The organism is Shigella sp. SIG3, assembly GCF_053555855.1.
In genome coordinates this window covers 1-20579 of the sequence record NZ_JBQZXE010000068.1, presented here as the reverse complement: position 1 = coordinate 20579, position 20579 = coordinate 1, and the positions used below count along the sequence as shown (strand labels likewise).

Here is a 20579-nt window from a genome sequence, read left to right as displayed (position 1 = left end):
CAGCCCTTGAGCTGCCGTTTTTTTATTCTGTTAGTTGTGAAACTGAAGCGATTTAGTCACTATCGATCTCATCAAATATGGCTCGCTTTGAGATATTCCTCAAGTAAAAAAACACCTCTTCCTGCGATTTCTCACAAAAAAGATTCGTTGACAAAAAGTGACAAAATTATGAGATTTCCATCACACATTTTGACATCAGGAACGGTATGCTGAATTCACCAAGACGGGAAGACAAGAGGTAAAATTTATGACAATGAACATTACCAGCAAACAAATGGAAATTACTCCGGCCATCCGCCAACATGTCGCAGACCGTCTCGCCAAACTGGAAAAATGGCAAACACATCTGATTAATCCACATATCATTCTGTCCAAAGAGCCACAAGGGTTTGTTGCTGACGCCACCATCAATACACCTAACGGCGTTCTGGTTGCCAGTGGTAAACATGAAGATATGTACACCGCAATTAACGAATTGATCAACAAGCTGGAACGGCAGCTCAATAAACTGCAGCACAAAGGCGAAGCACGTCGTGCCGCAACATCGGTGAAAGACGCCAACTTCGTCGAAGAAGTTGAAGAAGAGTAGTCCTTTATATTGAGTGTATCGCCAACGCGCCTTCGGGCGCGTTTTTTGTTGACAGCGTGAAAACAGTACGGGTACTGTACTAAAGTCACTTAAGGAAACAAACATGAAACACATACCGTTTTTCTTCGCATTCTTTTTTACCTTCCCCTGAATGGGAGGCGTTTCGTCGTGTGAAACAGAATGCGAAGACGAACAATAAGGCCTCCCAAATCGGGGGGCCTTTTTTATTGATAACAAAAAGGCAACACTATGACATCGGAAAACCCGTTACTGGCGCTGCGAGAGAAAATCAGCGCGCTGGATGAAAAATTATTAGCGTTACTGGCAGAACGGCGCGAACTGGCCGTCGAGGTGGGAAAAGCCAAACTGCTCTCGCATCGCCCGGTACGTGATATTGATCGTGAACGCGATTTGCTGGAAAGATTAATTACGCTCGGTAAAGCGCACCATCTGGACGCCCATTACATTACTCGCCTGTTCCAGCTCATCATTGAAGATTCCGTATTAACTCAGCAGGCTTTGCTCCAACAACATCTCAATAAAATTAATCCGCACTCAGCACGCATCGCTTTTCTCGGCCCCAAAGGTTCTTATTCCCATCTTGCGGCGCGCCAGTATGCTGCCCGTCACTTTGAGCAATTCATTGAAAGTGGCTGCGCCAAATTTGCCGATATTTTTAATCAGGTGGAAACCGGCCAGGCCGACTATGCCGTCGTACCGATTGAAAATACCAGCTCCGGTGCCATAAACGACGTTTACGATCTGCTGCAACATACCAGCTTGTCGATTGTTGGCGAGATGACGTTAACTATCGACCATTGTTTGTTGGTCTCCGGCACTACTGATTTATCCACCATCAATACGGTCTACAGCCATCCGCAGCCATTCCAGCAATGCAGCAAATTCCTTAATCGTTATCCGCACTGGAAGATTGAATATACCGAAAGTACGTCTGCGGCAATGGAAAAGGTTGCACAGGCAAAATCACCGCATGTTGCTGCGTTGGGAAGCGAAGCTGGCGGCACTTTGTACGGTTTGCAGGTACTGGAGCGTATTGAAGCAAATCAGCGACAAAACTTCACCCGATTTGTGGTGTTGGCGCGTAAAGCCATTAACGTGTCTGATCAGGTTCCGGCGAAAACCACGTTGTTAATGGCGACCGGGCAACAAGCCGGTGCGTTGGTTGAAGCGTTGCTGGTACTGCGCAACCACAATCTGATTATGACCCGTCTGGAATCACGCCCGATTCACGGTAATCCATGGGAAGAGATGTTCTATCTGGATATTCAGGCCAATCTTGAATCAGCGGAAATGCAAAAAGCATTGAAAGAGTTAGGGGAAATCACCCGTTCAATGAAGGTATTGGGCTGTTACCCAAGTGAGAACGTAGTGCCTGTTGATCCAACCTGATGAAAAGGTGCCGGATGATGTGAATCATCCGGCGCTGGATTATTACTGGCGATTGTCATTCGCCTGACGCAATAACACGCGGCTTTCACTCTGAAAACGCTGTGCGTAATCGCCGAACCAGTGCTCCACCTTGCAGAAACTGTCAATAAACGCCTGCTTATCGCCCTGCTCCAGCAACTCAATCGCCTCGCCGAAACGCTTATAGTAACGTTTGATTAACGCCAGATTACGCTCTGACGACATAATGATGTCGGCATAAAGCTGCGGATCCTGAGCAAACAGTCGCCCGACCATCGCCAGCTCAAGGCGGTAAATCGGCGAAGAGAGCGCCAGAAGTTGCTCAAGCTGAACATTTTCTTCTGCCAAGTGCAGCCCGTAAGCAAAAGTAGCAAAGTGGCGCAGAGCCTGAATAAACGCCATATTCTGATCGTGCTCGACAGCGCTAATACGATGCAACCGAGCGCCCCAGACCTGAATTTGCTCCAGAAACCATTGGTATGCTTCCGGCTTACGTCCATCACACCAGACCACAACTTGCTTTGCCAGGCTACCGCTGTCCGGGCCGAACATCGGGTGTAACCCCAGTACCGGGCCATCGTGCGCCGCCAGCATGGCCTGTAATGGTCCATTTTTCACTGATGCCAGATCAACCAGAATACAATCTTTCGGTAAAGGCGGTAATTTGCCGATAACTTGCTCAGTAACGTGGATTGGCACACTAACAATCACCATTCCGGCATCGGCAACAATATCAGCCGCTCGATCCCAGTCATGTTGCTCCAGAATCCGCACCTGATAACCCGATAGTGTCAGCATCTTCTCGAACAGGCGTCCCATCTGACCGCCACCGCCGACGATAACCACCGGACGCAGTGACGGACAAAGTGTTTTAAATCCTTTGTCGTTTTCACTGGAGTAAGATTCACGCATCACCCGACGCAAAACATCCTCAATCAGATCTGGCGGTACACCCAGAGCTTCCGCCTCTGCACGACGCGAGGCCAACATAGATGCCTCGCGCTCCGGAACATAAATAGGCAGTCCAAAGCGGCTTTTCACCTCGCCCACTTCAGCAACCAGTTCCAGACGCTTCGCTAATAAATTCAGCAGCGCTTTATCGACTTCATCAATTTGATCGCGTAATGCAGTCAATTCAGCAACCATAATAAACCTCTTAAGCCACGCGAGCCGTCAGCTGCCCGTTCAGATCCTGATGAATTTCACGCAGCAAGGCATCGGTCATTTCCCAGCTAATGCAGGCATCGGTTACGGATACACCGTATTTCATTTCACTGCGCGGTTGCTCAGAAGACTGATTGCCCTCGTGGATATTACTTTCGATCATCAGACCAATAATTGAGCGATTGCCATCTTTGATTTGAGCAACCACGGATTCTGCCACCGCAGGCTGACGGCGATAATCTTTATTGGAATTACCGTGGCTGCAATCTACCATCAGAGACGGGCGCAGTCCCGCCTGTTCCATCTCTTTTTCACATTGCGCAACATCCGCAGGGCTATAGTTCGGCGCTTTACCACCGCGCAGGATCACATGCCCGTCCGGATTCCCCTGAGTTTGTAGCAACGCAACCTGCCCTGCCTGGTTAATGCCAACAAAACAGTGCGGCTGGGCGGCGGCGCGCATAGCATTAATTGCTGTTGCCAGACTGCCGTCGGTGCCGTTTTTAAAACCAACCGGCATGGAAAGCCCGGAGGCCATTTCACGGTGAGTTTGCGATTCCGTTGTACGAGCACCAATTGCTGACCAGCTAAACAGATCGCCCAGGTATTGCGGGCTATTCGGATCTAACGCTTCCGTCGCCAGTGGCAGTCCCATATTCACCAGCTCAAGCAACAATTTACGCGCGATCTGCAGCCCGGCTTCTACATCAAAAGAGCCATCCATATGGGGATCGTTAATTAACCCTTTCCAGCCGACAGTGGTACGGGGTTTTTCAAAATAGACGCGCATTACCAGATAGAGGCTATCGCTGACCTCTGCGGCAAGAGCTTTAAATCGACGAGCATATTCCAGAGCAGTTTCCGGATCATGAATGGAACAAGGACCACATACTACCAGCAGACGAGGATCGCGCCCGGCGATAATATCTGAAATGGTTTTACGCGAGTCAGCAATCTGGGCTTCTTGTTGCAGGCTCAATGGAAAAGCGGCCTTCAGTTGTTCCGGAGTCATTAAAACCTGTTCGTCGGTAATATGTACGTTATTCAGCGCGTCTTTATGCATGATGGCGATCCTGTTTATGCTCGTTTGCGATAGTTGATCCTCAGCGAGGATGACGTAACGATAACACATAAAGTAAAGTTTTCAATCCATATTTCGTACATTTTTATTTACACAGGCAATTTAGTCGCGCTTTCAACCCTTGCTTCTGTATATATAAATTTACACCCCTTTAAAAACAATCCGCTATGCTTTGAAAAAGGAGAAAGAAATGATGAAAAAGTTTATCGCCCCCTTGTTGGCTTTACTGGTTAGCGGATGTCAGATTGATCCTTATACTCACGCGCCAACCTTGACCAGCACCGACTGGTATGATGTCGGTATGGAAGATGCGATATCGGACAGCGCCATAAAAGATGACGATGCATTTAGCGATTCACAGGCGGATCGCGGTCTATACCTTAAAGGATATGCCGAAGGGCAAAAGAAAACTTGCCAGACCGATTTTACTTATGCCCGGGGACTTTCCGGTAAAAGCTTTCCTGCCAGCTGCAACAATGTTGAAAATGCCAGCCAACTGCATGAAGTATGGCAAAAAGGGGCTGATGAAAATGCCAGCACAATACGATTAAATTAATTAAAACCCCACAAATAAATTAAACATAAGATTTTACTCATTGTGTTTTATTTCTCACATTGATGACGGTCGCATGAAAAAATGATATTTTAATGAGCATCCTGAAAAAATATCGATGCATTTCGAGCGAAGATGGTGGGGATCCCTGAATGCGTTTTTCTCACCGACTGTTCTTACTTCTGATTCTCCTGCTGACGGGAGCACCAATACTCGCTCAAGAGCCTTCTGACGTTGCGAAAAACGTGCGTATGATGGTTTCCGGTATTGTCAGTTACACCCGCTGGCCTGCGCTATCAGGGCCACCAAAGTTATGTATCTTTTCATCTTCACGTTTTAGTACCGCCCTACAAGAGAATGCCGCGACATCTTTGCCTTATCTGCCTGTCATCATTCACACTCAACAAGAGGCGATGATTTCAGGCTGCAATGGTTTTTATTTTGGCAACGAGTCACCGACATTCCAGATGGAATTAACCGAACAATATCCGTCAAAGGCGTTATTATTAATTGCCGAACAAAATACCGAGTGCATTATTGGTAGCGCCTTTTGTCTGATCATCCACAATAATGACGTCAGATTTGCCGTAAACCTGGATGCCTTATCGCGTAGCGGTGTAAAGGTCAACCCGGATGTCTTAATGCTCGCACGGAAGAAAAATGATGGATAACGATAATTCTCTTAATAAGCGCCCCACGTTTAAAAGAGCATTACGCAACATCAGTATGACCAGCATATTTATCACTATGATGTTGATCTGGTTGCTGCTTTCCGTGACCTCGGTGCTGACCCTGAAACAGTACGCGCAAAAAAACCTGGCACTGACAGCAGCAACAATGACTTACAGTCTGGAAGCAGCTGTCGTTTTTGCCGATGGCCCTGCAGCAACTGAAACACTGGCAGCGCTGGGCCAGCAAGGGCATTTTCAACTGCAGAAGTACGTGATAAGCAGCAAAATATTCTGGCATCCTGGCATTACCCCCGTAAGGATCCAGGCGATACTTTCAGCAATTTCATAAGCCACTGGCTCTTCCCTGCCCCCATCATTCAGCCGATTCGTCACAATGGTGAAACCATTGGCGAAGTACGCTTAACCGCTCGCGACAGTTCAATTAGCCATTTTATCTGGTTTTCACTCGCCGTACTGACCGGTTGTATTCTGCTGGCATCAGGCATCGCAATTACCCTCACCCGCCATTTGCACAATGGCCTGGTGGAAGCACTGAAAAATATCACCGATGTCGTACATGATGTGCGTTCCAACCGCAATTTTTCCCGACGAGTTTCGGAAGAACGTATCGCTGAGTTTCACCGCTTCGCTCTCGACTTCAACAGTCTGCTGGATGAAATGGAAGAGTGGCAGCTTCGTTTACAGGCCAAAAATGCGCAGCTTCTGCGTACCGCGCTACATGACCCATTAACCGGGCTGGCTAACCGCGCAGCGTTTCGTAGCGGCATCAATACGTTGATGAACAATTCCGATGCCCGAAAAACGTCGGCGTTACTATTTCTTGATGGCGATAATTTCAAATATATCAATGATACCTGGGGTCATGCGACGGGCGATAGGGTCTTGATTGAAATCGCAAAACGGTTAGCTGAATTTGGCGGGCTGCGACATAAAGCATACCGCCTGGGCGGCGATGAATTCGCTATGGTGCTCTATGATGTACAGTCGGAATCTGAAGTGCAGCAGATATGCTCAGCACTGACACAAATCTTTAATCTCCCGTTTGATCTTCATAATGGCCATCAGACCACCATGACATTAAGCATTGGTTACGCGATGACCATTGAGCACGCCTCTGCGGAAAAATTACAAGAGCTTGCCGATCACAATATGTATCAGGCCAAACACCAGCGTGCCGAAAAGCTGGTGAGATAACAAGGATATATCGATATGATAAAGCACCTGGTAGCACCCCTGATTTTCACCTCACTAATACTGACTGGCTGCCAGTCCCCTCAGGGAAAGTTTACTCCTGAGCAAGTCGCCGCTATGCAATCTTATGGATTTACTGAATCCGCCGGCGACTGGTCGCTGGGCTTATCAGATGCCATTCTGTTCGCAAAAAATGACTACAAATTGCTCCCGGAAAGCCAGCAACAGCTCCAAACCATGGCAGCCAAATTGGCCTCGACAGGGCTAACACATGCCCGTATGGATGGACACACCGATAACTATGGTGAAGACAGTTACAACGAAGGCTTATCATTGAAACGGGCGAATGTCGTGGCCGATGCATGGGCTATTGGTGGACAAATTCCACGCAGCAATCTCACCACACAGGGTTTAGGAAAAAAATATCCCATAGCCAGTAACAAGACCGCCCAGGGCCGCGCCGAGAACCGCCGCGTCGCAGTGGTGATTACAACCCCTTAAAACACGAGCAAACAGACAAAAAAAGGGCCAGCCAATTGCCCAGCCCTTCTTAACAGGATGTCGCTTAAGCGAAATCTTAGTTAAGACGCTCTTTGATACGAGCAGCCTTACCAGTACGCTCACGCAGGTAGTACAGTTTAGCTTTACGAACAGCACCACGACGTTTGACAGAAATGCTGTCAACTACCGGAGAGTGAGTCTGGAAGACACGCTCAACGCCTTCGCCGTTGGAAATTTTACGAACAGTGAATGCAGAGTGCAGACCGCGGTTACGAATAGCGATAACCACGCCCTCGAATGCCTGCAGACGTTTTTTGGAACCTTCAACAACCCATACTTTCACTTCCACGGTATCACCCGGACGGAAGGAAGGTACGTCCTGCTTCATCTGCTCTTGTTCAAGTTGCTTAATAATGTTGCTCATAATTTAATCTCTTATCCTGGGTAAACTGATCTCTCGGGGGCTTACGCCATCCCATCATGTTTATGTTGCTGTTGTGCGTGTTCCGTTTTGAACTCCGCCAGCAACCTTGCTTGCTCTTCAGTCAGAGCCAGGTTTTCCAGAAGTTCAGGTCTTCTAAGCCAGGTACGGCCCAGCGACTGTTTCAAACGCCAGCGACGTATCTCGGCATGGTTGCCCGACAGTAACACTGGCGGAACTTCCATCCCTTCTAACACCTCAGGCCGCGTATAGTGCGGGCAATCCAGCAATCCTTCAGCAAAGGAATCTTCCGTTGCCGAGGCTTCATGTCCCAGTACTCCCGGAATAAACCGGGAAACGGAGTCAATCAGCGTCATTGCTGGTAACTCACCACCACTGAGAACGTAATCGCCGATTGACCATTCTTCGTCAATTTCGGTTTGGATCACGCGCTCATCTATACCTTCGTAGCGACCGCACACCAGAATCAATTTTTGATTCGTTGCCAGTTCGCTGACGCCCGCTTGATCAAGCTTGCGTCCCTGTGGTGACAGATAAATCACCTTTGCGCCTTCACCCGCCGCGGCTTTTGCTGCATGAATGGCGTCCCGCAAGGGTTGCACCATCATTAACATCCCCGGTCCGCCGCCGTAAGGACGATCGTCCACGGTACGGTGCCGGTCATGCGTGAAGTCGCGAGGACTCCAACTCTGGATGCTCAGCAGGCCATTTTTAACTGCCCGGCCAGTTACCCCGTAATCGGTAATTGCGCGGAACATTTCAGGAAACAGGCTAATTATGCCAATCCACATAGCGCCGTCTTTTACCGTTTATCCGGTGGTTTAAAAACCAGGATCCCAATCTACTTCGATTGAACGAGTAGTGAGATCGACTTTCTTGATAACCTGCCCATCGAGGAACGGTACGAGACGTTCCTTGATACCAAACGCATCTTTCAGGTTTGCCTTAATGACGAGAACGTCATTAGATCCGGTTTCCATCATATCGACGACTTTACCGAGATCGTAGCCTTCAGTGGTTACTACCTGGCAGCCCATCAGGTCTTTCCAGTAGTAGTCCCCCTCTTCAAGCTGAGGCAGCTGCGATGAATCCACGACAATTTCACAATTCGTCAGCAGGTTCGCCGCATCACGATCGTCAACGCCTTTCAGCTTGATGATCATGTCCTGATTGTGGTGCTTCCAGCTTTCCAGCTGGACTTGCTGCCACTGACCCGCCTTCTGGATAAACCAGGGCTGATAGTCAAAAATGCTTTCGGCGTCTTCGGTGGAAGAAAACACTCTGAGCCACCCACGAATACCGTAAGACGAACCCATTTTTCCCAAAACGATGGGATCAACAGGTGCTTGCGCGGTGAGTTGTTTGCTCATCATGACCACCGTGACAGATTAAGCTGCTTTGTTTACTTCTTTGATCAGCGCAGCAACGCGATCAGAAATAGTTGCGCCCTGGCCAACCCAGTGAGCGATGCGATCCAGATCCAGGCGAGTGCCTTCTTCTTTTTCGCTAGCGATTGGGTTGAAGAAACCAACGCGCTCGATGAAGCGACCGTTGCGTGCATTACGGCTGTCAGCGACAACAACCTGGTAGAACGGACGCTTTTTAGCGCCGTGACGTGCTAAACGAATAGTTACCATAACATCCTCTTGTGTGAATAAAACAACCGGACCCCATCGAGGAACGGAGTCCGGTGTCATATTAAAAGCCCGAAAATTTTACTGATTTCTGGAGAAAATGCAATCAGCAGTTAATAACTCTGTCGCATAAGGTCATTTAGCGACCAGGAAATCCCGGCGGCATCATTCCCTTCATGCTTCTCATCATCTTCGCCATTCCGCCTTTCTTCATTTTCTTCATCATGCGCTGCATGTCGTCGAACTGCTTCAGAAGGCGGTTAACGTCCTGTACCTGCATCCCGCAACCGGCGGCGATACGACGCTTACGCGAACCTTTGATGATTTCTGGCTTAGCGCGCTCTTTCATCGTCATTGAGTTGATGATGGCTTCCATACGCACCAGCACTTTATCGTCCATCTGCGACTTGACGTTATCCGGGATCTGCCCCATGCCCGGCAGTTTGCCCATCAAGCTGGCCATGCCGCCCATATTTTTCATCTGGCGCAGTTGCTCAAGAAAGTCGTTGAGATCGAAGCCGTCGCCTTTTTTTAGCTTGCTGGCTAATTTCTCTGCCTGCGCGCGGTCAACTTTGCTTTCGATATCTTCGATCAGCGACAGTACGTCGCCCATGCCGAGAATACGCGACGCGATGCGGTCCGGATGGAACGGCTCCAGCGCCTCAGTTTTCTCGCCAACACCGAGGAACTTGATCGGTTTGCCAGTGATGTGACGAATAGAGAGCGCCGCACCGCCGCGGGCATCGCCGTCCACTTTGGTCAACACTACGCCGGTAAGCGGTAACGCTTCATTGAATGCTTTTGCCGTATTGGCCGCATCCTGACCGGTCATGGCGTCAACCACAAACAGGGTTTCAACCGGGTTAATCGACGCATGGACTTGTTTGATCTCGTCCATCATCGCTTCGTCAACGTGCAGACGACCAGCGGTATCCACCAGCAGCACGTCGTAGAATTTCAGTTTGGCTTCTTTCAGCGCCGCGTTAACAATATCAACCGGCTTCTGACCAACATCAGAAGGGAAGAAATCAACGCCCACCTGCTCTGCCAGCGTCTCAAGCTGTTTGATTGCCGCCGGGCGATAGACGTCAGCAGAAACCACCAGCACTTTCTTCTTGTGCTTCTCGCGCAGGAAATTACCGAGTTTACCAACGCTGGTTGTTTTACCGGCACCTTGCAGGCCTGCCATCAGCACGACCGCAGGCGGTTGCGCAGCCAGATTCAGGGTCTGGTTCTCTTCGCCCATCGCCGCAACCAGTTCGTTACGGACGATTTTGACGAACTCCTGCCCCGGCGTCAGGCTCTTATTAACTTCATGACCAACCGCTTTCTCTTTTACGCGATTGATAAACTCACGCACTACCGGCAGAGCGACGTCCGCCTCCAGCAGCGCCATGCGCACTTCGCGCAGCGTATCTTTTACGTTGTCTTCAGTGAGGCGTCCACGGCCACTGATATTGCGCAGCGTGCGCGACAAACGATCGGTTAAATTATCAAACATTGTCTCTCGCCTGGGGTGGAAACGGTTGGCCGCAATCGCGACACATCATCAGTATTTTGCCGCAGTATAACATGAAGGCGTCTTTGTTGTTATGCAACGGTTGGAGCAGCGTTCACCTGACGCTATACTGCTTCTCTTTCTTATTGCTCAAACTGTCGACATTACTATGCCCGTTTTTGCTCTGCTCGCGCTTGTCGCCTACTCCGTCAGTCTTGCGCTGATTGTTCCCGGTCTGCTGCAAAAAAACGGCGGCTGGCGGCGCATGGCTATTATTTCTGCGGTCATTGCGCTGGTCTGCCACGCAATCGCTCTGGAAGCCCGCATCCTGCCCGACGGTGATAGCGGACAAAACCTCAGCCTGCTGAACGTTGGTTCATTGGTCAGTTTGGTGATCTGTACGGTAATGACCATTGTGGCTTCTCGCAATCGTGGCTGGTTGCTGCTACCCATTGTCTATGCCTTTGCGCTTATCAACCTGGCGCTGGCGACCTTCATGCCCAATGAATACATCACCCATCTGGAAGCAACGCCTGGGATGCTGGTGCACATTGGCTTATCGCTCTTTTCCTATGCCACGCTAATTATCGCCGCCCTGTACGCGCTGCAACTGGCGTGGATTGATTACCAACTGAAGAACAAGAAGCTGGCATTTAACCAGGAAATGCCGCCATTGATGAGTATCGAGCGTAAAATGTTCCACATCACGCAGATTGGCGTGGTGCTGCTAACGCTCACGCTTTGCACTGGCCTGTTCTACATGCACAACCTATTTAGCATGGAAAATATCGACAAGGCTGTGCTCTCTATCGTGGCGTGGTTTGTCTATATTGTGCTGCTGTGGGGACATTACCATGAAGGATGGCGTGGACGCCGCGTCGTCTGGTTTAACGTTGCGGGCGCGGTAATTCTGACACTGGCCTACTTCGGCAGCCGAATTGTCCAGCAGTTAATCAGCTAAACCCAGAAAAGGAGTTTCCCCTGGAACACATTTCTACTACTACGTTGATCATTATTCTGATCATCATGGTGGTCATTTCAGCCTATTTTTCCGGGTCCGAAACCGGAATGATGACCCTCAACCGCTATCGTCTTCGACATATGGCGAAACAGGGTAATCGCTCGGCCAAACGCGTCGAAAAATTGCTGCGTAAGCCAGACCGCCTGATAAGCCTGGTGTTAATCGGCAATAACCTGGTCAATATTCTTGCCTCCGCGCTCGGCACTATTGTCGGGATGCGTTTGTACGGCGATGCGGGCGTGGCAATTGCGACTGGTGTGCTGACTTTTGTCGTACTGGTTTTTGCTGAGGTATTGCCGAAAACCATTGCCGCGCTGTACCCGGAAAAAGTCGCTTATCCGAGTAGTTTTCTGCTGGCTCCGCTGCAAATTTTGATGATGCCGCTGGTCTGGTTGCTGAATGCTATCACCCGTATGCTGATGCGCATGATGGGTATCAAAACCGATATCGTGGTTAGCGGCTCTTTGAGCAAAGAAGAGTTGCGCACTATCGTGCATGAATCGCGCTCACAAATTTCCCGTCGCAATCAGGATATGCTGCTGTCGGTGCTCGATCTGGAAAAAATGACCGTTGATGACATCATGGTGCCGCGCAGTGAAATTATCGGTATTGATATCAACGATGACTGGAAATCTATTCTGCGCCAACTCTCCCACTCACCTCACGGGCGCATCGTGCTTTACCGTGATTCGCTGGACGACGCCATCAGTATGCTGCGAGTACGTGAAGCCTGGCGGTTGATGTCGGAGAAAAAAGAGTTCACCAAAGAAACCATGCTGCGCGCCGCGGACGAGATCTATTTTGTGCCTGAAGGTACGCCGCTCAGCACGCAGTTGGTAAAGTTTCAGCGCAACAAAAAGAAAGTCGGCCTGGTCGTCAACGAGTATGGAGACATTCAGGGGCTGGTGACGGTTGAAGATATTCTGGAAGAGATTGTCGGCGATTTCACTACGTCGATGTCGCCAACACTTGCCGAAGAGGTCACGCCGCAAAACGACGGTTCGGTGATTATCGATGGCACCGCCAACGTGCGGGAAATCAACAAAGCCTTTAACTGGCATCTACCGGAAGATGATGCCCGCACGGTTAATGGCGTCATTCTTGAGGCACTGGAAGAGATCCCTGTCGCAGGCACCCGCGTGCGTATTGGCGAGTACGATATCGATATTCTCGACGTACAGGACAATATGATTAAGCAGGTAAAAGTTTTTCCTGTGAAACCGCTGCGCGAGAGTGTGGCGGAGTAACGAAAACGGCCCTGCATTCGCATGCAGGGCCGTGAATTATTACGAAAACAGAAATTACGCTTTTGCTTTCGCTACAGTTACCATCGCCGCACGAATCGTACGACCATTCAGCGTATAACCCTTCTGCATAATGCCCAGTACGTTACCTGGCGCAACGTCATCAGATTCCACCATTGCGATAGCCTGATGCACATTCGGGTCCAGCGGCACGTTAGTTTCGGCGATCACTTCAACACCAAACTTACGCACAACATCCAGCATCGACTTCAGCGTCAGCTCAATGCCTTCAACCATCGCAGACATATCCGGGTTAGCTTTATCAGCCACTTCCAGCGCACGATCCAGGCTATCAATCACCGGCAGCAATTCGTTGATGAATTTCTCCAGCGCGAATTTGTGGGCTTTTTCAATATCCAGTTCAGTACGACGACGCAGGTTTTCCATTTCGGCTTTTACGCGCAAAATACCGTCACGTTCACGGGTCTGGGCTTCAGCCAGCTGAGCTTCGAGATTCGCAATTTTTTCATCGCGCGGATCCACCTGCTCAGCAGAAGCTTCTGGCTCAACTGCCTCAATCTCTTCGTGCTGATCCATGATAATTTCTTCCGGGGCTTGCCCCTCAGGCGTTTTCTGTTCTTTACTACTCATGAATTTCTCCGCGTTTTTTTCGCATTCATCTCGCTAACTTCGCTTATTATGGGGATCAGTTTCAGGGTTTCAAGGGAAGCACTCACATTGTCATCAATCTTCGCAACAAGGACCTCGGAAAAATGAATAATCATTTCAAGTGCATTGGCATTGTGGGACACCCACGGCACCCTACTGCACTGACAACACATGAAATGCTCTACCGCTGGCTGTGCACAAAAGGTTACGAGGTCATCGTTGAGCAACAAATCGCTCACGAACTGCAACTGAAGAATGTGAAAACTGGCACGCTCGCGGAGATTGGGCAACTGGCTGATCTCGCGGTAGTCGTTGGTGGCGACGGTAATATGCTGGGCGCGGCGCGCACGCTCGCCCGTTACGATATTAAAGTTATTGGAATCAACCGTGGCAACCTGGGTTTCCTGACTGACCTTGACCCCGATAACGCCCAGCAACAATTAGCCGATGTGCTGGAAGGTCACTACATCAGCGAGAAACGTTTTTTGCTGGAAGCGCAAGTCTGTCAGCAAGATTGCCAAAAACGCATCAGCACCGCGATTAACGAAGTGGTACTTCATCCTGGCAAAGTGGCGCATATGATAGAGTTCGAAGTGTATATCGACGAGATCTTTGCGTTTTCTCAGCGATCTGATGGGCTAATTATTTCGACGCCAACAGGCTCCACCGCCTATTCCCTCTCTGCGGGCGGTCCTATTCTGACCCCCTCTCTGGATGCGATTACCCTGGTGCCCATGTTCCCGCATACGTTGTCAGCACGACCACTGGTCATAAACAGCAGCAGCACGATCCGTCTGCGTTTTTCGCATCGCCGTAACGACCTGGAAATCAGTTGCGACAGCCAGATAGCACTGCCGATTCAGGAAGGTGAAGATGTCCTGATTCGTCGCTGTGATTACCATCTGAATCTGATTCATCCGAAAGATTACAGTTATTTCAATACATTAAGCACCAAGCTCGGCTGGTCAAAAAAATTATTCTAATTTTACGCCAGCCTCTTTACTGTATATAAAACCAGTTTATACTGTACACAATAACAGTAATGGTTTTTCATACAGGAAAACGACTATGTTGGCACAACTGACCATCAGCAACTTTGCTATCGTTCGTGAGCTTGAGATTGATTTTCATAGCGGCATGACCGTAATAACTGGCGAGACCGGTGCGGGTAAATCTATTGCAATAGATGCCCTCGGTCTTTGTCTCGGTGGTCGCGCTGAAGCCGACATGGTGCGTACCGGCGCTGCTCGCGCTGACCTGTGCGCCCGTTTTTCTCTGAAAGATACGCCAGCGGCCCTGCGCTGGCTGGAAGAAAACCAGCTTGAAGACGGGCATGAATGTTTGCTTCGTCGCGTGATCAGCAGTGATGGTCGCTCCCGTGGTTTCATCAACGGTACAGCTGTTCCTCTGTCACAACTGCGCGAACTGGGTCAGTTGCTGATTCAGATCCATGGTCAGCACGCTCATCAATTACTCACCAAACCTGAGCACCAAAAATTCCTGCTTGATGGCTATGCCAATGAAACCTCTCTACTTCAGGAAATGACCGCACGTTATCAGTTGTGGCATCAAAGCTGCCGTGACCTCGCGCATCATCAACAGTTAAGTCAGGAACGCGCCGCCCGTGCGGAACTGCTGCAATACCAATTAAAAGAACTTAACGAATTTAATCCGCAGCCCGGAGAGTTTGAGCAAATCGACGAAGAGTACAAACGTCTGGCGAACAGCGGTCAATTGCTGACCACCAGCCAGAATGCATTGGCATTAATGGCCGACGGTGAAGACGCAAACCTGCAAAGTCAGCTTTACACGGCTAAACAACTGGTGAGCGAATTGATTGGCATGGACAGCAAACTGTCCGGCGTACTTGATATGCTGGAAGAAGCTACCATCCAGATTGCTGAAGCCAGCGACGAACTGCGCCACTACTGCGATCGTCTGGATCTCGATCCCAACCGACTGTTTGAACTTGAACAGCGCATCTCAAAACAGATTTCGCTGGCACGTAAACATCACGTCAGCCCTGAGGCATTACCACAGTATTACCAGTCGCTACTGGAAGAACAGCAGCAACTGGACGATCAGGCCGACTCACAAGAAACGCTCGCGCTGGCGGTAACGAAACATCATCAGCAGGCACTGGAAACCGCGCGCGCATTACACCAACAACGCCAGCAATATGCAGAAGAACTTGCACAGCTGATCACCGACAGTATGCATGCGCTCTCAATGCCGCATGGGCAGTTTACGATTGATGTCAAATATGACGAGCATCACCTGGGCGCTGACGGTGCCGATCGTATTGAGTTTCGGGTAACCACCAACCCAGGTCAGCCAATGCAGCCTATTGCCAAAGTCGCATCCGGTGGTGAATTGTCCCGCATCGCACTGGCAATCCAGGTCATCACGGCGCGTAAAATGGAAACCCCGGCACTGATTTTTGATGAAGTGGATGTAGGGATTAGCGGTCCAACAGCGGCAGTTGTCGGCAAACTGCTGCGTCAACTCGGCGAATCAACTCAGGTGATGTGTGTTACCCACCTGCCACAAGTCGCGGGATGTGGTCATCAACACTATTTTGTCAGCAAAGAAACCGATGGTGCGATGACAGAAACACATATGCAATCTCTGGATAAAAAAGCGCGGTTACAAGAGCTGGCGCGCCTGCTTGGTGGCAGTGAAGTCACACGTAACACACTGGCGAATGCGAAAGAACTGCTTGCAGCGTAAACTTTTTTCCTGCTTCACGGTCAGAGTAAACAGCAAAACGCCGTAAGACCGGAAAGCAAAAGGTTTTAAAGTGATGAAAGGTCTATTATCATCGGCATATTACAGATGAGCCACGTACTGCTCGGGCCCGAAAAGGAATCAAATCACTATGCGCTGTAAAACGCTGACTGCTGCAGCAGCAGTACTATTGATGTTGACCGCAGGCTGTTCCACTCTGGAGCGAGTGGTTTACCGTCCTGACATCAACCAGGGGAACTATCTGACCGCTAACGACGTATCCAAAATACGTGTTGGCATGACGCAACAACAAGTTGCGTACGCATTGGGTACACCGCTGATGTCCGATCCATTTGGTACGAATACCTGGTTCTATGTCTTCCGCCAGCAACCAGGTCATGAAGGTGTAACGCAGCAAACGCTGACGCTGACCTTTAACAGTAGCGGTGTGTTGACCAATATTGATAACAAACCTGCGCTGAGTGGTAACTAATAATAAAGTTGCTCTCAAAGACGTTAAAAAAGGTGCTCAATGAGCACCTTTTTTCTGTCTGTTATTTATTCGCTGATTTTTCTGCTCGTTGCCTGCGAAGCTCTTTCGGATCGGCAATGAGAGGGCGATAAATCTCCACCCGATCGCCATCATGCACACTATCGCTTAGTTTTGCCGGACGGCTGTAAATGCCGACTTTGTTTTTAGTTAAATCGATATCGGTACGCAATTCCAGCAAGCCACTGGCGCGAATAGCTTCTTCAACCGTCGCGCCCTCCTGCAGCGTCACTCGCTGCAGGTACTGCTTCTCAGGTAGCGCATAAGCCACCTCAACGGCAATTTTACCTAGCACTGTAAACCTCTTTCGCACGAACCGTAAAAGCCTGGACCATATTAGCCGCCAGCTCTTTAAACACGCGACCAAAGGCGAGTTCAATCAACTTATTGGTAAACTCAAAGTCGAGATGAAACTCGATACGACACGCCTCCTGGCTCAGCGGCGTAAACTTCCATCCACCAATCAATTTCTTGAACGGCCCATCCACCAGATTCATAAGAATACTTTGGTTACTGGTCAACTGGTTGCGGGTAGTAAACGTTTTGCTGATCCCAGCCTTAGAGACATCTACCGCCGCAGTCATCTGCCCAGGAGTGGACTCCAGAATCCGACTTCCGGTACAACCTGGCAAAAACTGAGGATAAGACTGAACGTCATTCACTAACTGATACATTTGCTCCGCGCTGTAGGGTACCAGTGCGGTCCGGCTAATCTGAGGCATAACAATTTCCATCAACAAAAATCCAACAAATAATATCATTTATCCTGCTGTAAAAAAAACGCTATCCCGGCGCTGGGTAACATCGGGTTCATGCTAAGATAGAGCCTTGTCCCCCGCAGGATTGATATGGGGTGTTTTCGATTTCAGATTACCGATGATTCACGACGCTTATGACGAAGAAAAAAGCACATAAACCTGGTTCAGCGACCATCGCGCTTAACAAGCGCGCCCGTCACGAATACTTTATCGAAGAAGAGTTCGAAGCGGGACTTGCCCTGCAAGGCTGGGAAGTTAAATCCCTGCGCGCAGGAAAAGCCAATATCAGCGACAGCTACGTCCTTCTGCGTGACGGAGAGGCATTTCTGTTTGGCGCTAACATCACGCCAATGGCCGTGGCCTCCACGCATGTGGTGTGCGATCCTACCCGTACCCGCAAGTTACTTCTCAACCAGCGCGAACTGGACTCATTGTACGGTCGCGTCAATCGAGAAGGCTATACCGTAGTGGCGCTCTCCCTGTACTGGAAAAATGCCTGGTGCAAAGTGAAAATCGGCGTCGCCAAAGGTAAAAAACAGCACGATAAACGTTCAGATATCAAAGAACGCGAATGGCAGGTGGATAAAGCACGCATCATGAAAAACGCCCACCGTTAAACCTGCACTCCAATTATTGACCAGTTCCTCACCGCGCCTCCCTCTCCGGCGGCGCGAATGAACATCTTATTGGCTATCACATCCGACACAAATGTTGCCATCCCATTGCTTAATCGAATAAAAATCAGGCTACATGGGTGCTAAATCTTTAACGATAACGCCATTGAGGCTGGTCATGGCGCTCATAAATCTGGTATACTTACCTTTACACATTGGGGCTGATTCTGGATTCGACGGGATTTGCGAAACCCAAGGTGCATGCCGAGGGGCGGTTGGCCTCGTAAAAAGCCGCAAAAAATAGTCGCAAACGACGAAAACTACGCTTTAGCAGCTTAATAACCTGCTTAGAGCCCTCTCTCCCTAGCCTCCGCTCTTAGGACGGGGATCAAGAGAGGTCAAACCCAAAAGAGATCGCGTGGAAGCCCTGCCTGGGGTTGAAGCGTTAAAACTTAATCAGGCTAGTTTGTTAGTGGCGTGTCCGTCCGCAGCTGGCAAGCGAATGTAAAGACTGACTAAGCATGTAGTACCGAGGATGTAGGAATTTCGGACGCGGGTTCAACTCCCGCCAGCTCCACCAAAATTCTCCATCGGTGATTACCAGAGTCATCCGATGAAGTCCTAAGAGCCCGCACGGCGCAAGCCCTGCGGGCTTTTTTGTGCCCCGAATTTGTCCCGCGAAGTCTGATGCCAACTAATTAAATCCGATCCTTTTAGGCACCTTGTTAGGCACTTCATAAAGCTATATTGTCTTTGAGGTGCCTAAAACTATGGAAACCCGGCAATGGCAAGACAAACCAAACCTCTATCCGTTAAGGAAATCGAATCTGCTAAACCCAAGGAAGCGGACTACGTTCTCTATGATGACGATGGCCTTGAGCTACTCATTAAATCCAGCGGGAGTAAAATCTGGCAGTTTCGCTACATTCGCCCTGTCACCAAGACACGAGCAAAGAAAAGCATAGGCCCTTACCCGTCAGTTACCCTTGCCGATGCCAGAAACTACCGTGCAGAGTCCCGCTCACTCCTAGCTAAACAGATTGAGCCGCAGGAACATCAGCAAGAACAATTGCGTAGTTCGCTGGAAGCCAAAACCAATACTTTCCAGCTCGTAGCTGAACGTTGGTGGAATGTGAAGAAAGCCAGTGTGACAGAGGACTATGCGGAAGATATCTGGCGCTCTCTTGAAAGAGATGTCTTTCCTGCGATTGGCGACGTTAGCGTTACAGATATTAAAGCTCATACACTGGTTCAGGCCGTACAACCGGTTCAGGCCAGAGGAGCACTGGAAACGGTTCGTCGCCAGTGTCAACGTATTAATGAGGTCATGATCTATGCCCAGAACACAGGGCTGATTGATGCTGTTCCCAGCGTTAATATCGGTAAAGCCTTCGAAAAGCCTCAGAAAAAGAACATGCCCAGCATTCGACCGGATCAGCTATCTCAACTGATGCAGACAATGCGAACAGCCAGCATTAGCCTTTCCACACGCTGCCTGTTCATGTGGCAACTTCTTACTATTACCCGCCCTGCCGAAGCGGCTGAAGCTCGCTGGGAAGAAGTAGACATAGAAGCGCAAGAGTGGAAGATTCCCGCAGCACGCATGAAAATGAACCGCGACCATACTGTTCCATTGTCAGATGAAGCAATAGCTGTGCTGGAGATGATGAAACCGCTAAGCGGCAACCGAGAATTTATCTTTCCTAGCCGTATCAAGCCCAACCAGCCTATGAACAGTCAGACTGTTAACGCCTCACTAAAACGCGCAGGTTTTGGTGGTGTGCTTGTTTCGCATGGTCTGAGATCAATTGCCAGTACGGCTCTTAATGAACAAGGCTTTCCGCCTGATGCCATTGAGGCAGCATTGGCCCATGTGGATAAGAATGAGGTTCGTCGTGCTTATAACCGCAGCGATTACCTGGAACAGCGTCGCCCGATGATGCAATGGTGGGCAAATTTTGTGATGGCAGCGGATCGTGGAAGCATGATTGAAGGTGGGATAAAAGGAATGAAGCTAGTTGGGTGACTAAATAGCTGCGCGGCATAGTGTCCCACTTTCAGCCAGCCCTTGCAGGTTAAGCCACCAGACAGTAAACGGCAGGTGTCGCGTTATTAGGCGCAGCTATTTAGTAGTAATATTAGGATTGGTGATTCTGCACTCCAGAAGTTCGGTAATGCTGCCAACTTACTGATTTAGTTGTTCAGATAATGCCCGATGACCTT

General features: G+C 49.6%; 23 protein-coding genes, 1 other RNA gene, 1 pseudogene and 1 other annotated feature. Of the genes and pseudogenes, 15 read left to right on the top strand and 10 right to left on the bottom strand.

All coding sequences use genetic code 11. The annotated features are described in order from the left end of the window. Positions 1-247 precede the first annotated feature (247 nt). From raiA to pheA, 3 genes are all read left to right on the top strand, one after another. Entirely contained in the window at positions 248-589 is a 342-nt protein-coding gene (gene raiA, locus ACUU1I_RS13065; RefSeq protein ID WP_000178456.1) for a ribosome-associated translation inhibitor RaiA, read from the top strand. Positions 590-691: 102 nt separating this feature from the next. Beyond that, positions 692-817: a sequence feature (Phe leader region), on the top strand. After that, a complete protein-coding gene (gene pheL, locus ACUU1I_RS13060) occupies positions 693-740 on the top strand; it encodes a phe operon leader peptide (protein WP_010723158.1) in 48 nt (15 codons plus the stop codon). It overlaps the preceding feature by 48 nt. A 21-nt stretch (positions 818-838) precedes the next feature. Then, positions 839-1999, top strand: coding sequence for a bifunctional chorismate mutase/prephenate dehydratase (gene pheA / locus ACUU1I_RS13055; protein ID WP_000200120.1), 1161 nt, complete (start codon positions 839-841; stop codon positions 1997-1999). A 42-nt stretch (positions 2000-2041) separates the two neighbouring features. Here pheA and tyrA read toward each other — a convergent pair whose 3' ends face one another. Continuing rightward, on the bottom strand, positions 2042-3163 hold the full coding sequence (gene tyrA / locus ACUU1I_RS13050) for a bifunctional chorismate mutase/prephenate dehydrogenase (protein WP_000225218.1): 1122 nt from the start codon (positions 3161-3163) through the stop codon (positions 2042-2044). A 10-nt stretch (positions 3164-3173) separates the two neighbouring features. Beyond that, positions 3174-4244, bottom strand: a complete 1071-nt coding sequence (gene aroF / locus ACUU1I_RS13045) for a 3-deoxy-7-phosphoheptulonate synthase AroF (protein ID WP_000548559.1) — start codon at positions 4242-4244, stop codon at positions 3174-3176. Positions 4245-4452: 208 nt separating this feature from the next. Between aroF and ACUU1I_RS13040 the strand changes: the two genes are divergently transcribed. The 4 genes and pseudogenes from ACUU1I_RS13040 to ACUU1I_RS13025 all read left to right on the top strand — a co-directional run bounded on the left by ACUU1I_RS13040 (position 4453) and on the right by ACUU1I_RS13025 (position 7199). After that, a complete protein-coding gene (locus tag ACUU1I_RS13040) occupies positions 4453-4818 on the top strand; it encodes a DUF2799 domain-containing protein (protein ID WP_005070500.1) in 366 nt (121 codons plus the stop codon). Positions 4819-4967: 149 nt separating this feature from the next. Next, positions 4968-5486 (top strand): YfiR family protein, encoded by a 519-nt coding sequence (locus ACUU1I_RS13035; protein WP_001212391.1) that lies wholly within the window; start codon positions 4968-4970, stop codon positions 5484-5486. After that, positions 5476-6701 (top strand): annotated as a pseudogene (dgcN, locus tag ACUU1I_RS13030) (diguanylate cyclase DgcN). Before ACUU1I_RS13035 ends, dgcN begins: the two are co-directional and overlap by 11 nt. Positions 6702-6716: 15 nt before the next feature. Next, entirely contained in the window at positions 6717-7199 is a 483-nt protein-coding gene (locus tag ACUU1I_RS13025; protein WP_000589841.1) for an OmpA family protein, read from the top strand. A gap of 76 nt (positions 7200-7275) precedes the next feature. Here the strand turns inward: ACUU1I_RS13025 and rplS are convergent, their stop codons facing one another. The 5 genes from rplS to ffh all read right to left on the bottom strand — a co-directional run bounded on the left by rplS (position 7276) and on the right by ffh (position 10776). Then, positions 7276-7623 (bottom strand): 50S ribosomal protein L19, encoded by a 348-nt coding sequence (gene rplS / locus ACUU1I_RS13020; RefSeq protein ID WP_000065253.1) that lies wholly within the window; start codon positions 7621-7623, stop codon positions 7276-7278. A gap of 41 nt (positions 7624-7664) precedes the next feature. Beyond that, positions 7665-8432 (bottom strand): tRNA (guanosine(37)-N1)-methyltransferase TrmD, encoded by a 768-nt coding sequence (trmD, locus tag ACUU1I_RS13015; protein WP_000264777.1) that lies wholly within the window; start codon positions 8430-8432, stop codon positions 7665-7667. A 30-nt stretch (positions 8433-8462) separates the two neighbouring features. Then, positions 8463-9011, bottom strand: coding sequence for a ribosome maturation factor RimM (gene rimM / locus ACUU1I_RS13010; protein ID WP_000043335.1), 549 nt, complete (start codon positions 9009-9011; stop codon positions 8463-8465). Positions 9012-9029: 18 nt separating this feature from the next. Next, positions 9030-9278: a 30S ribosomal protein S16 gene (rpsP, locus tag ACUU1I_RS13005; protein WP_000256450.1), complete on the bottom strand. Its 249-nt coding sequence runs from the start codon at positions 9276-9278 to the stop codon at positions 9030-9032. A 136-nt stretch (positions 9279-9414) separates the two neighbouring features. Beyond that, positions 9415-10776, bottom strand: coding sequence for a signal recognition particle protein (gene ffh / locus ACUU1I_RS13000; RefSeq protein WP_000460045.1), 1362 nt, complete (start codon positions 10774-10776; stop codon positions 9415-9417). A gap of 166 nt (positions 10777-10942) precedes the next feature. Here ffh and ACUU1I_RS12995 point away from each other — a divergent pair, with 166 nt between their 5' ends. After that, positions 10943-11734 carry a cytochrome C assembly family protein gene (locus ACUU1I_RS12995; protein WP_005070512.1) on the top strand — a complete coding sequence of 264 codons (792 nt, stop codon included), beginning with the start codon at positions 10943-10945 and terminating at the stop codon, positions 11732-11734. Between the two features lie 20 nt (positions 11735-11754). After that, a complete protein-coding gene (locus ACUU1I_RS12990; protein WP_010723175.1) occupies positions 11755-13041 on the top strand; it encodes an HlyC/CorC family transporter in 1287 nt (428 codons plus the stop codon). A 54-nt stretch (positions 13042-13095) separates the two neighbouring features. On the opposite strand, the gene grpE is transcribed toward ACUU1I_RS12990, so the two are convergent. After that, entirely contained in the window at positions 13096-13689 is a 594-nt protein-coding gene (grpE, locus tag ACUU1I_RS12985; RefSeq protein WP_001296310.1) for a nucleotide exchange factor GrpE, read from the bottom strand. A 122-nt stretch (positions 13690-13811) separates the two neighbouring features. Between grpE and nadK the strand changes: the two genes are divergently transcribed. The 3 genes from nadK (at position 13812) to bamE (ending at position 16927) form a co-directional block, all read left to right on the top strand. Further along, positions 13812-14690: an NAD(+) kinase gene (nadK, locus tag ACUU1I_RS12980; RefSeq protein WP_001059169.1), complete on the top strand. Its 879-nt coding sequence runs from the start codon at positions 13812-13814 to the stop codon at positions 14688-14690. An 85-nt stretch (positions 14691-14775) separates the two neighbouring features. Beyond that, positions 14776-16437 (top strand): DNA repair protein RecN, encoded by a 1662-nt coding sequence (gene recN, locus ACUU1I_RS12975; RefSeq protein ID WP_000880917.1) that lies wholly within the window; start codon positions 14776-14778, stop codon positions 16435-16437. Between the two features lie 148 nt (positions 16438-16585). Beyond that, positions 16586-16927 carry an outer membrane protein assembly factor BamE gene (bamE, locus tag ACUU1I_RS12970; protein ID WP_001203437.1) on the top strand — a complete coding sequence of 114 codons (342 nt, stop codon included), beginning with the start codon at positions 16586-16588 and terminating at the stop codon, positions 16925-16927. Positions 16928-16988: 61 nt separating this feature from the next. Here the strand turns inward: bamE and ACUU1I_RS12965 are convergent, their stop codons facing one another. Then, positions 16989-17279, bottom strand: coding sequence for an RnfH family protein (locus ACUU1I_RS12965; RefSeq protein WP_000900741.1), 291 nt, complete (start codon positions 17277-17279; stop codon positions 16989-16991). Continuing rightward, positions 17269-17706 (bottom strand): type II toxin-antitoxin system toxin RatA, encoded by a 438-nt coding sequence (gene ratA / locus ACUU1I_RS12960; protein WP_001300750.1) that lies wholly within the window; start codon positions 17704-17706, stop codon positions 17269-17271. Before ratA ends, ACUU1I_RS12965 begins: the two co-directional genes overlap by 11 nt. A gap of 170 nt (positions 17707-17876) precedes the next feature. Between ratA and smpB the strand changes: the two genes are divergently transcribed. The 3 genes from smpB (at position 17877) to ACUU1I_RS12945 (ending at position 20382) form a co-directional block, all read left to right on the top strand. After that, positions 17877-18359 (top strand): SsrA-binding protein SmpB, encoded by a 483-nt coding sequence (gene smpB / locus ACUU1I_RS12955; protein ID WP_000162574.1) that lies wholly within the window; start codon positions 17877-17879, stop codon positions 18357-18359. Between the two features lie 214 nt (positions 18360-18573). After that, positions 18574-18936, top strand: a transfer-messenger RNA (tmRNA) gene (gene ssrA / locus ACUU1I_RS12950). 204 nt (positions 18937-19140) lie between these two features. Then, positions 19141-20382 (top strand): integrase, encoded by a 1242-nt coding sequence (locus ACUU1I_RS12945; RefSeq protein ID WP_152030592.1) that lies wholly within the window; start codon positions 19141-19143, stop codon positions 20380-20382. Positions 20383-20579 lie beyond the last annotated feature (197 nt).

What these genes read in the sequence shown, in the direction of transcription:
- raiA (WP_000178456.1), top strand. Translation starts at nt 248, where the DNA reads ATGACAATGAACATTACCAGCAAACAAATGGAAATTACTCCGGCCATC.
- pheA (WP_000200120.1), top strand. Translation starts at nt 839, where the DNA reads ATGACATCGGAAAACCCGTTACTGGCGCTGCGAGAGAAAATCAGCGCG.
- tyrA (WP_000225218.1), bottom strand. Translation starts at nt 3,163, where the DNA reads ATGGTTGCTGAATTGACTGCATTACGCGATCAAATTGATGAAGTCGAT.
- aroF (WP_000548559.1), bottom strand. Translation starts at nt 4,244, where the DNA reads ATGCATAAAGACGCGCTGAATAACGTACATATTACCGACGAACAGGTT.
- ACUU1I_RS13040 (WP_005070500.1), top strand. Translation starts at nt 4,453, where the DNA reads ATGATGAAAAAGTTTATCGCCCCCTTGTTGGCTTTACTGGTTAGCGGA.
- ACUU1I_RS13035 (WP_001212391.1), top strand. Translation starts at nt 4,968, where the DNA reads ATGCGTTTTTCTCACCGACTGTTCTTACTTCTGATTCTCCTGCTGACG.
- ACUU1I_RS13025 (WP_000589841.1), top strand. Translation starts at nt 6,717, where the DNA reads ATGATAAAGCACCTGGTAGCACCCCTGATTTTCACCTCACTAATACTG.
- rplS (WP_000065253.1), bottom strand. Translation starts at nt 7,623, where the DNA reads ATGAGCAACATTATTAAGCAACTTGAACAAGAGCAGATGAAGCAGGAC.
- trmD (WP_000264777.1), bottom strand. Translation starts at nt 8,432, where the DNA reads ATGTGGATTGGCATAATTAGCCTGTTTCCTGAAATGTTCCGCGCAATT.
- rimM (WP_000043335.1), bottom strand. Translation starts at nt 9,011, where the DNA reads ATGAGCAAACAACTCACCGCGCAAGCACCTGTTGATCCCATCGTTTTG.
- rpsP (WP_000256450.1), bottom strand. Translation starts at nt 9,278, where the DNA reads ATGGTAACTATTCGTTTAGCACGTCACGGCGCTAAAAAGCGTCCGTTC.
- ffh (WP_000460045.1), bottom strand. Translation starts at nt 10,776, where the DNA reads ATGTTTGATAATTTAACCGATCGTTTGTCGCGCACGCTGCGCAATATC.
- ACUU1I_RS12995 (WP_005070512.1), top strand. Translation starts at nt 10,943, where the DNA reads ATGCCCGTTTTTGCTCTGCTCGCGCTTGTCGCCTACTCCGTCAGTCTT.
- grpE (WP_001296310.1), bottom strand. Translation starts at nt 13,689, where the DNA reads ATGAGTAGTAAAGAACAGAAAACGCCTGAGGGGCAAGCCCCGGAAGAA.
- nadK (WP_001059169.1), top strand. Translation starts at nt 13,812, where the DNA reads ATGAATAATCATTTCAAGTGCATTGGCATTGTGGGACACCCACGGCAC.
- recN (WP_000880917.1), top strand. Translation starts at nt 14,776, where the DNA reads ATGTTGGCACAACTGACCATCAGCAACTTTGCTATCGTTCGTGAGCTT.
- bamE (WP_001203437.1), top strand. Translation starts at nt 16,586, where the DNA reads ATGCGCTGTAAAACGCTGACTGCTGCAGCAGCAGTACTATTGATGTTG.
- ratA (WP_001300750.1), bottom strand. Translation starts at nt 17,706, where the DNA reads ATGCCTCAGATTAGCCGGACCGCACTGGTACCCTACAGCGCGGAGCAA.
- smpB (WP_000162574.1), top strand. Translation starts at nt 17,877, where the DNA reads ATGACGAAGAAAAAAGCACATAAACCTGGTTCAGCGACCATCGCGCTT.
- ACUU1I_RS12945 (WP_152030592.1), top strand. Translation starts at nt 19,141, where the DNA reads ATGGCAAGACAAACCAAACCTCTATCCGTTAAGGAAATCGAATCTGCT.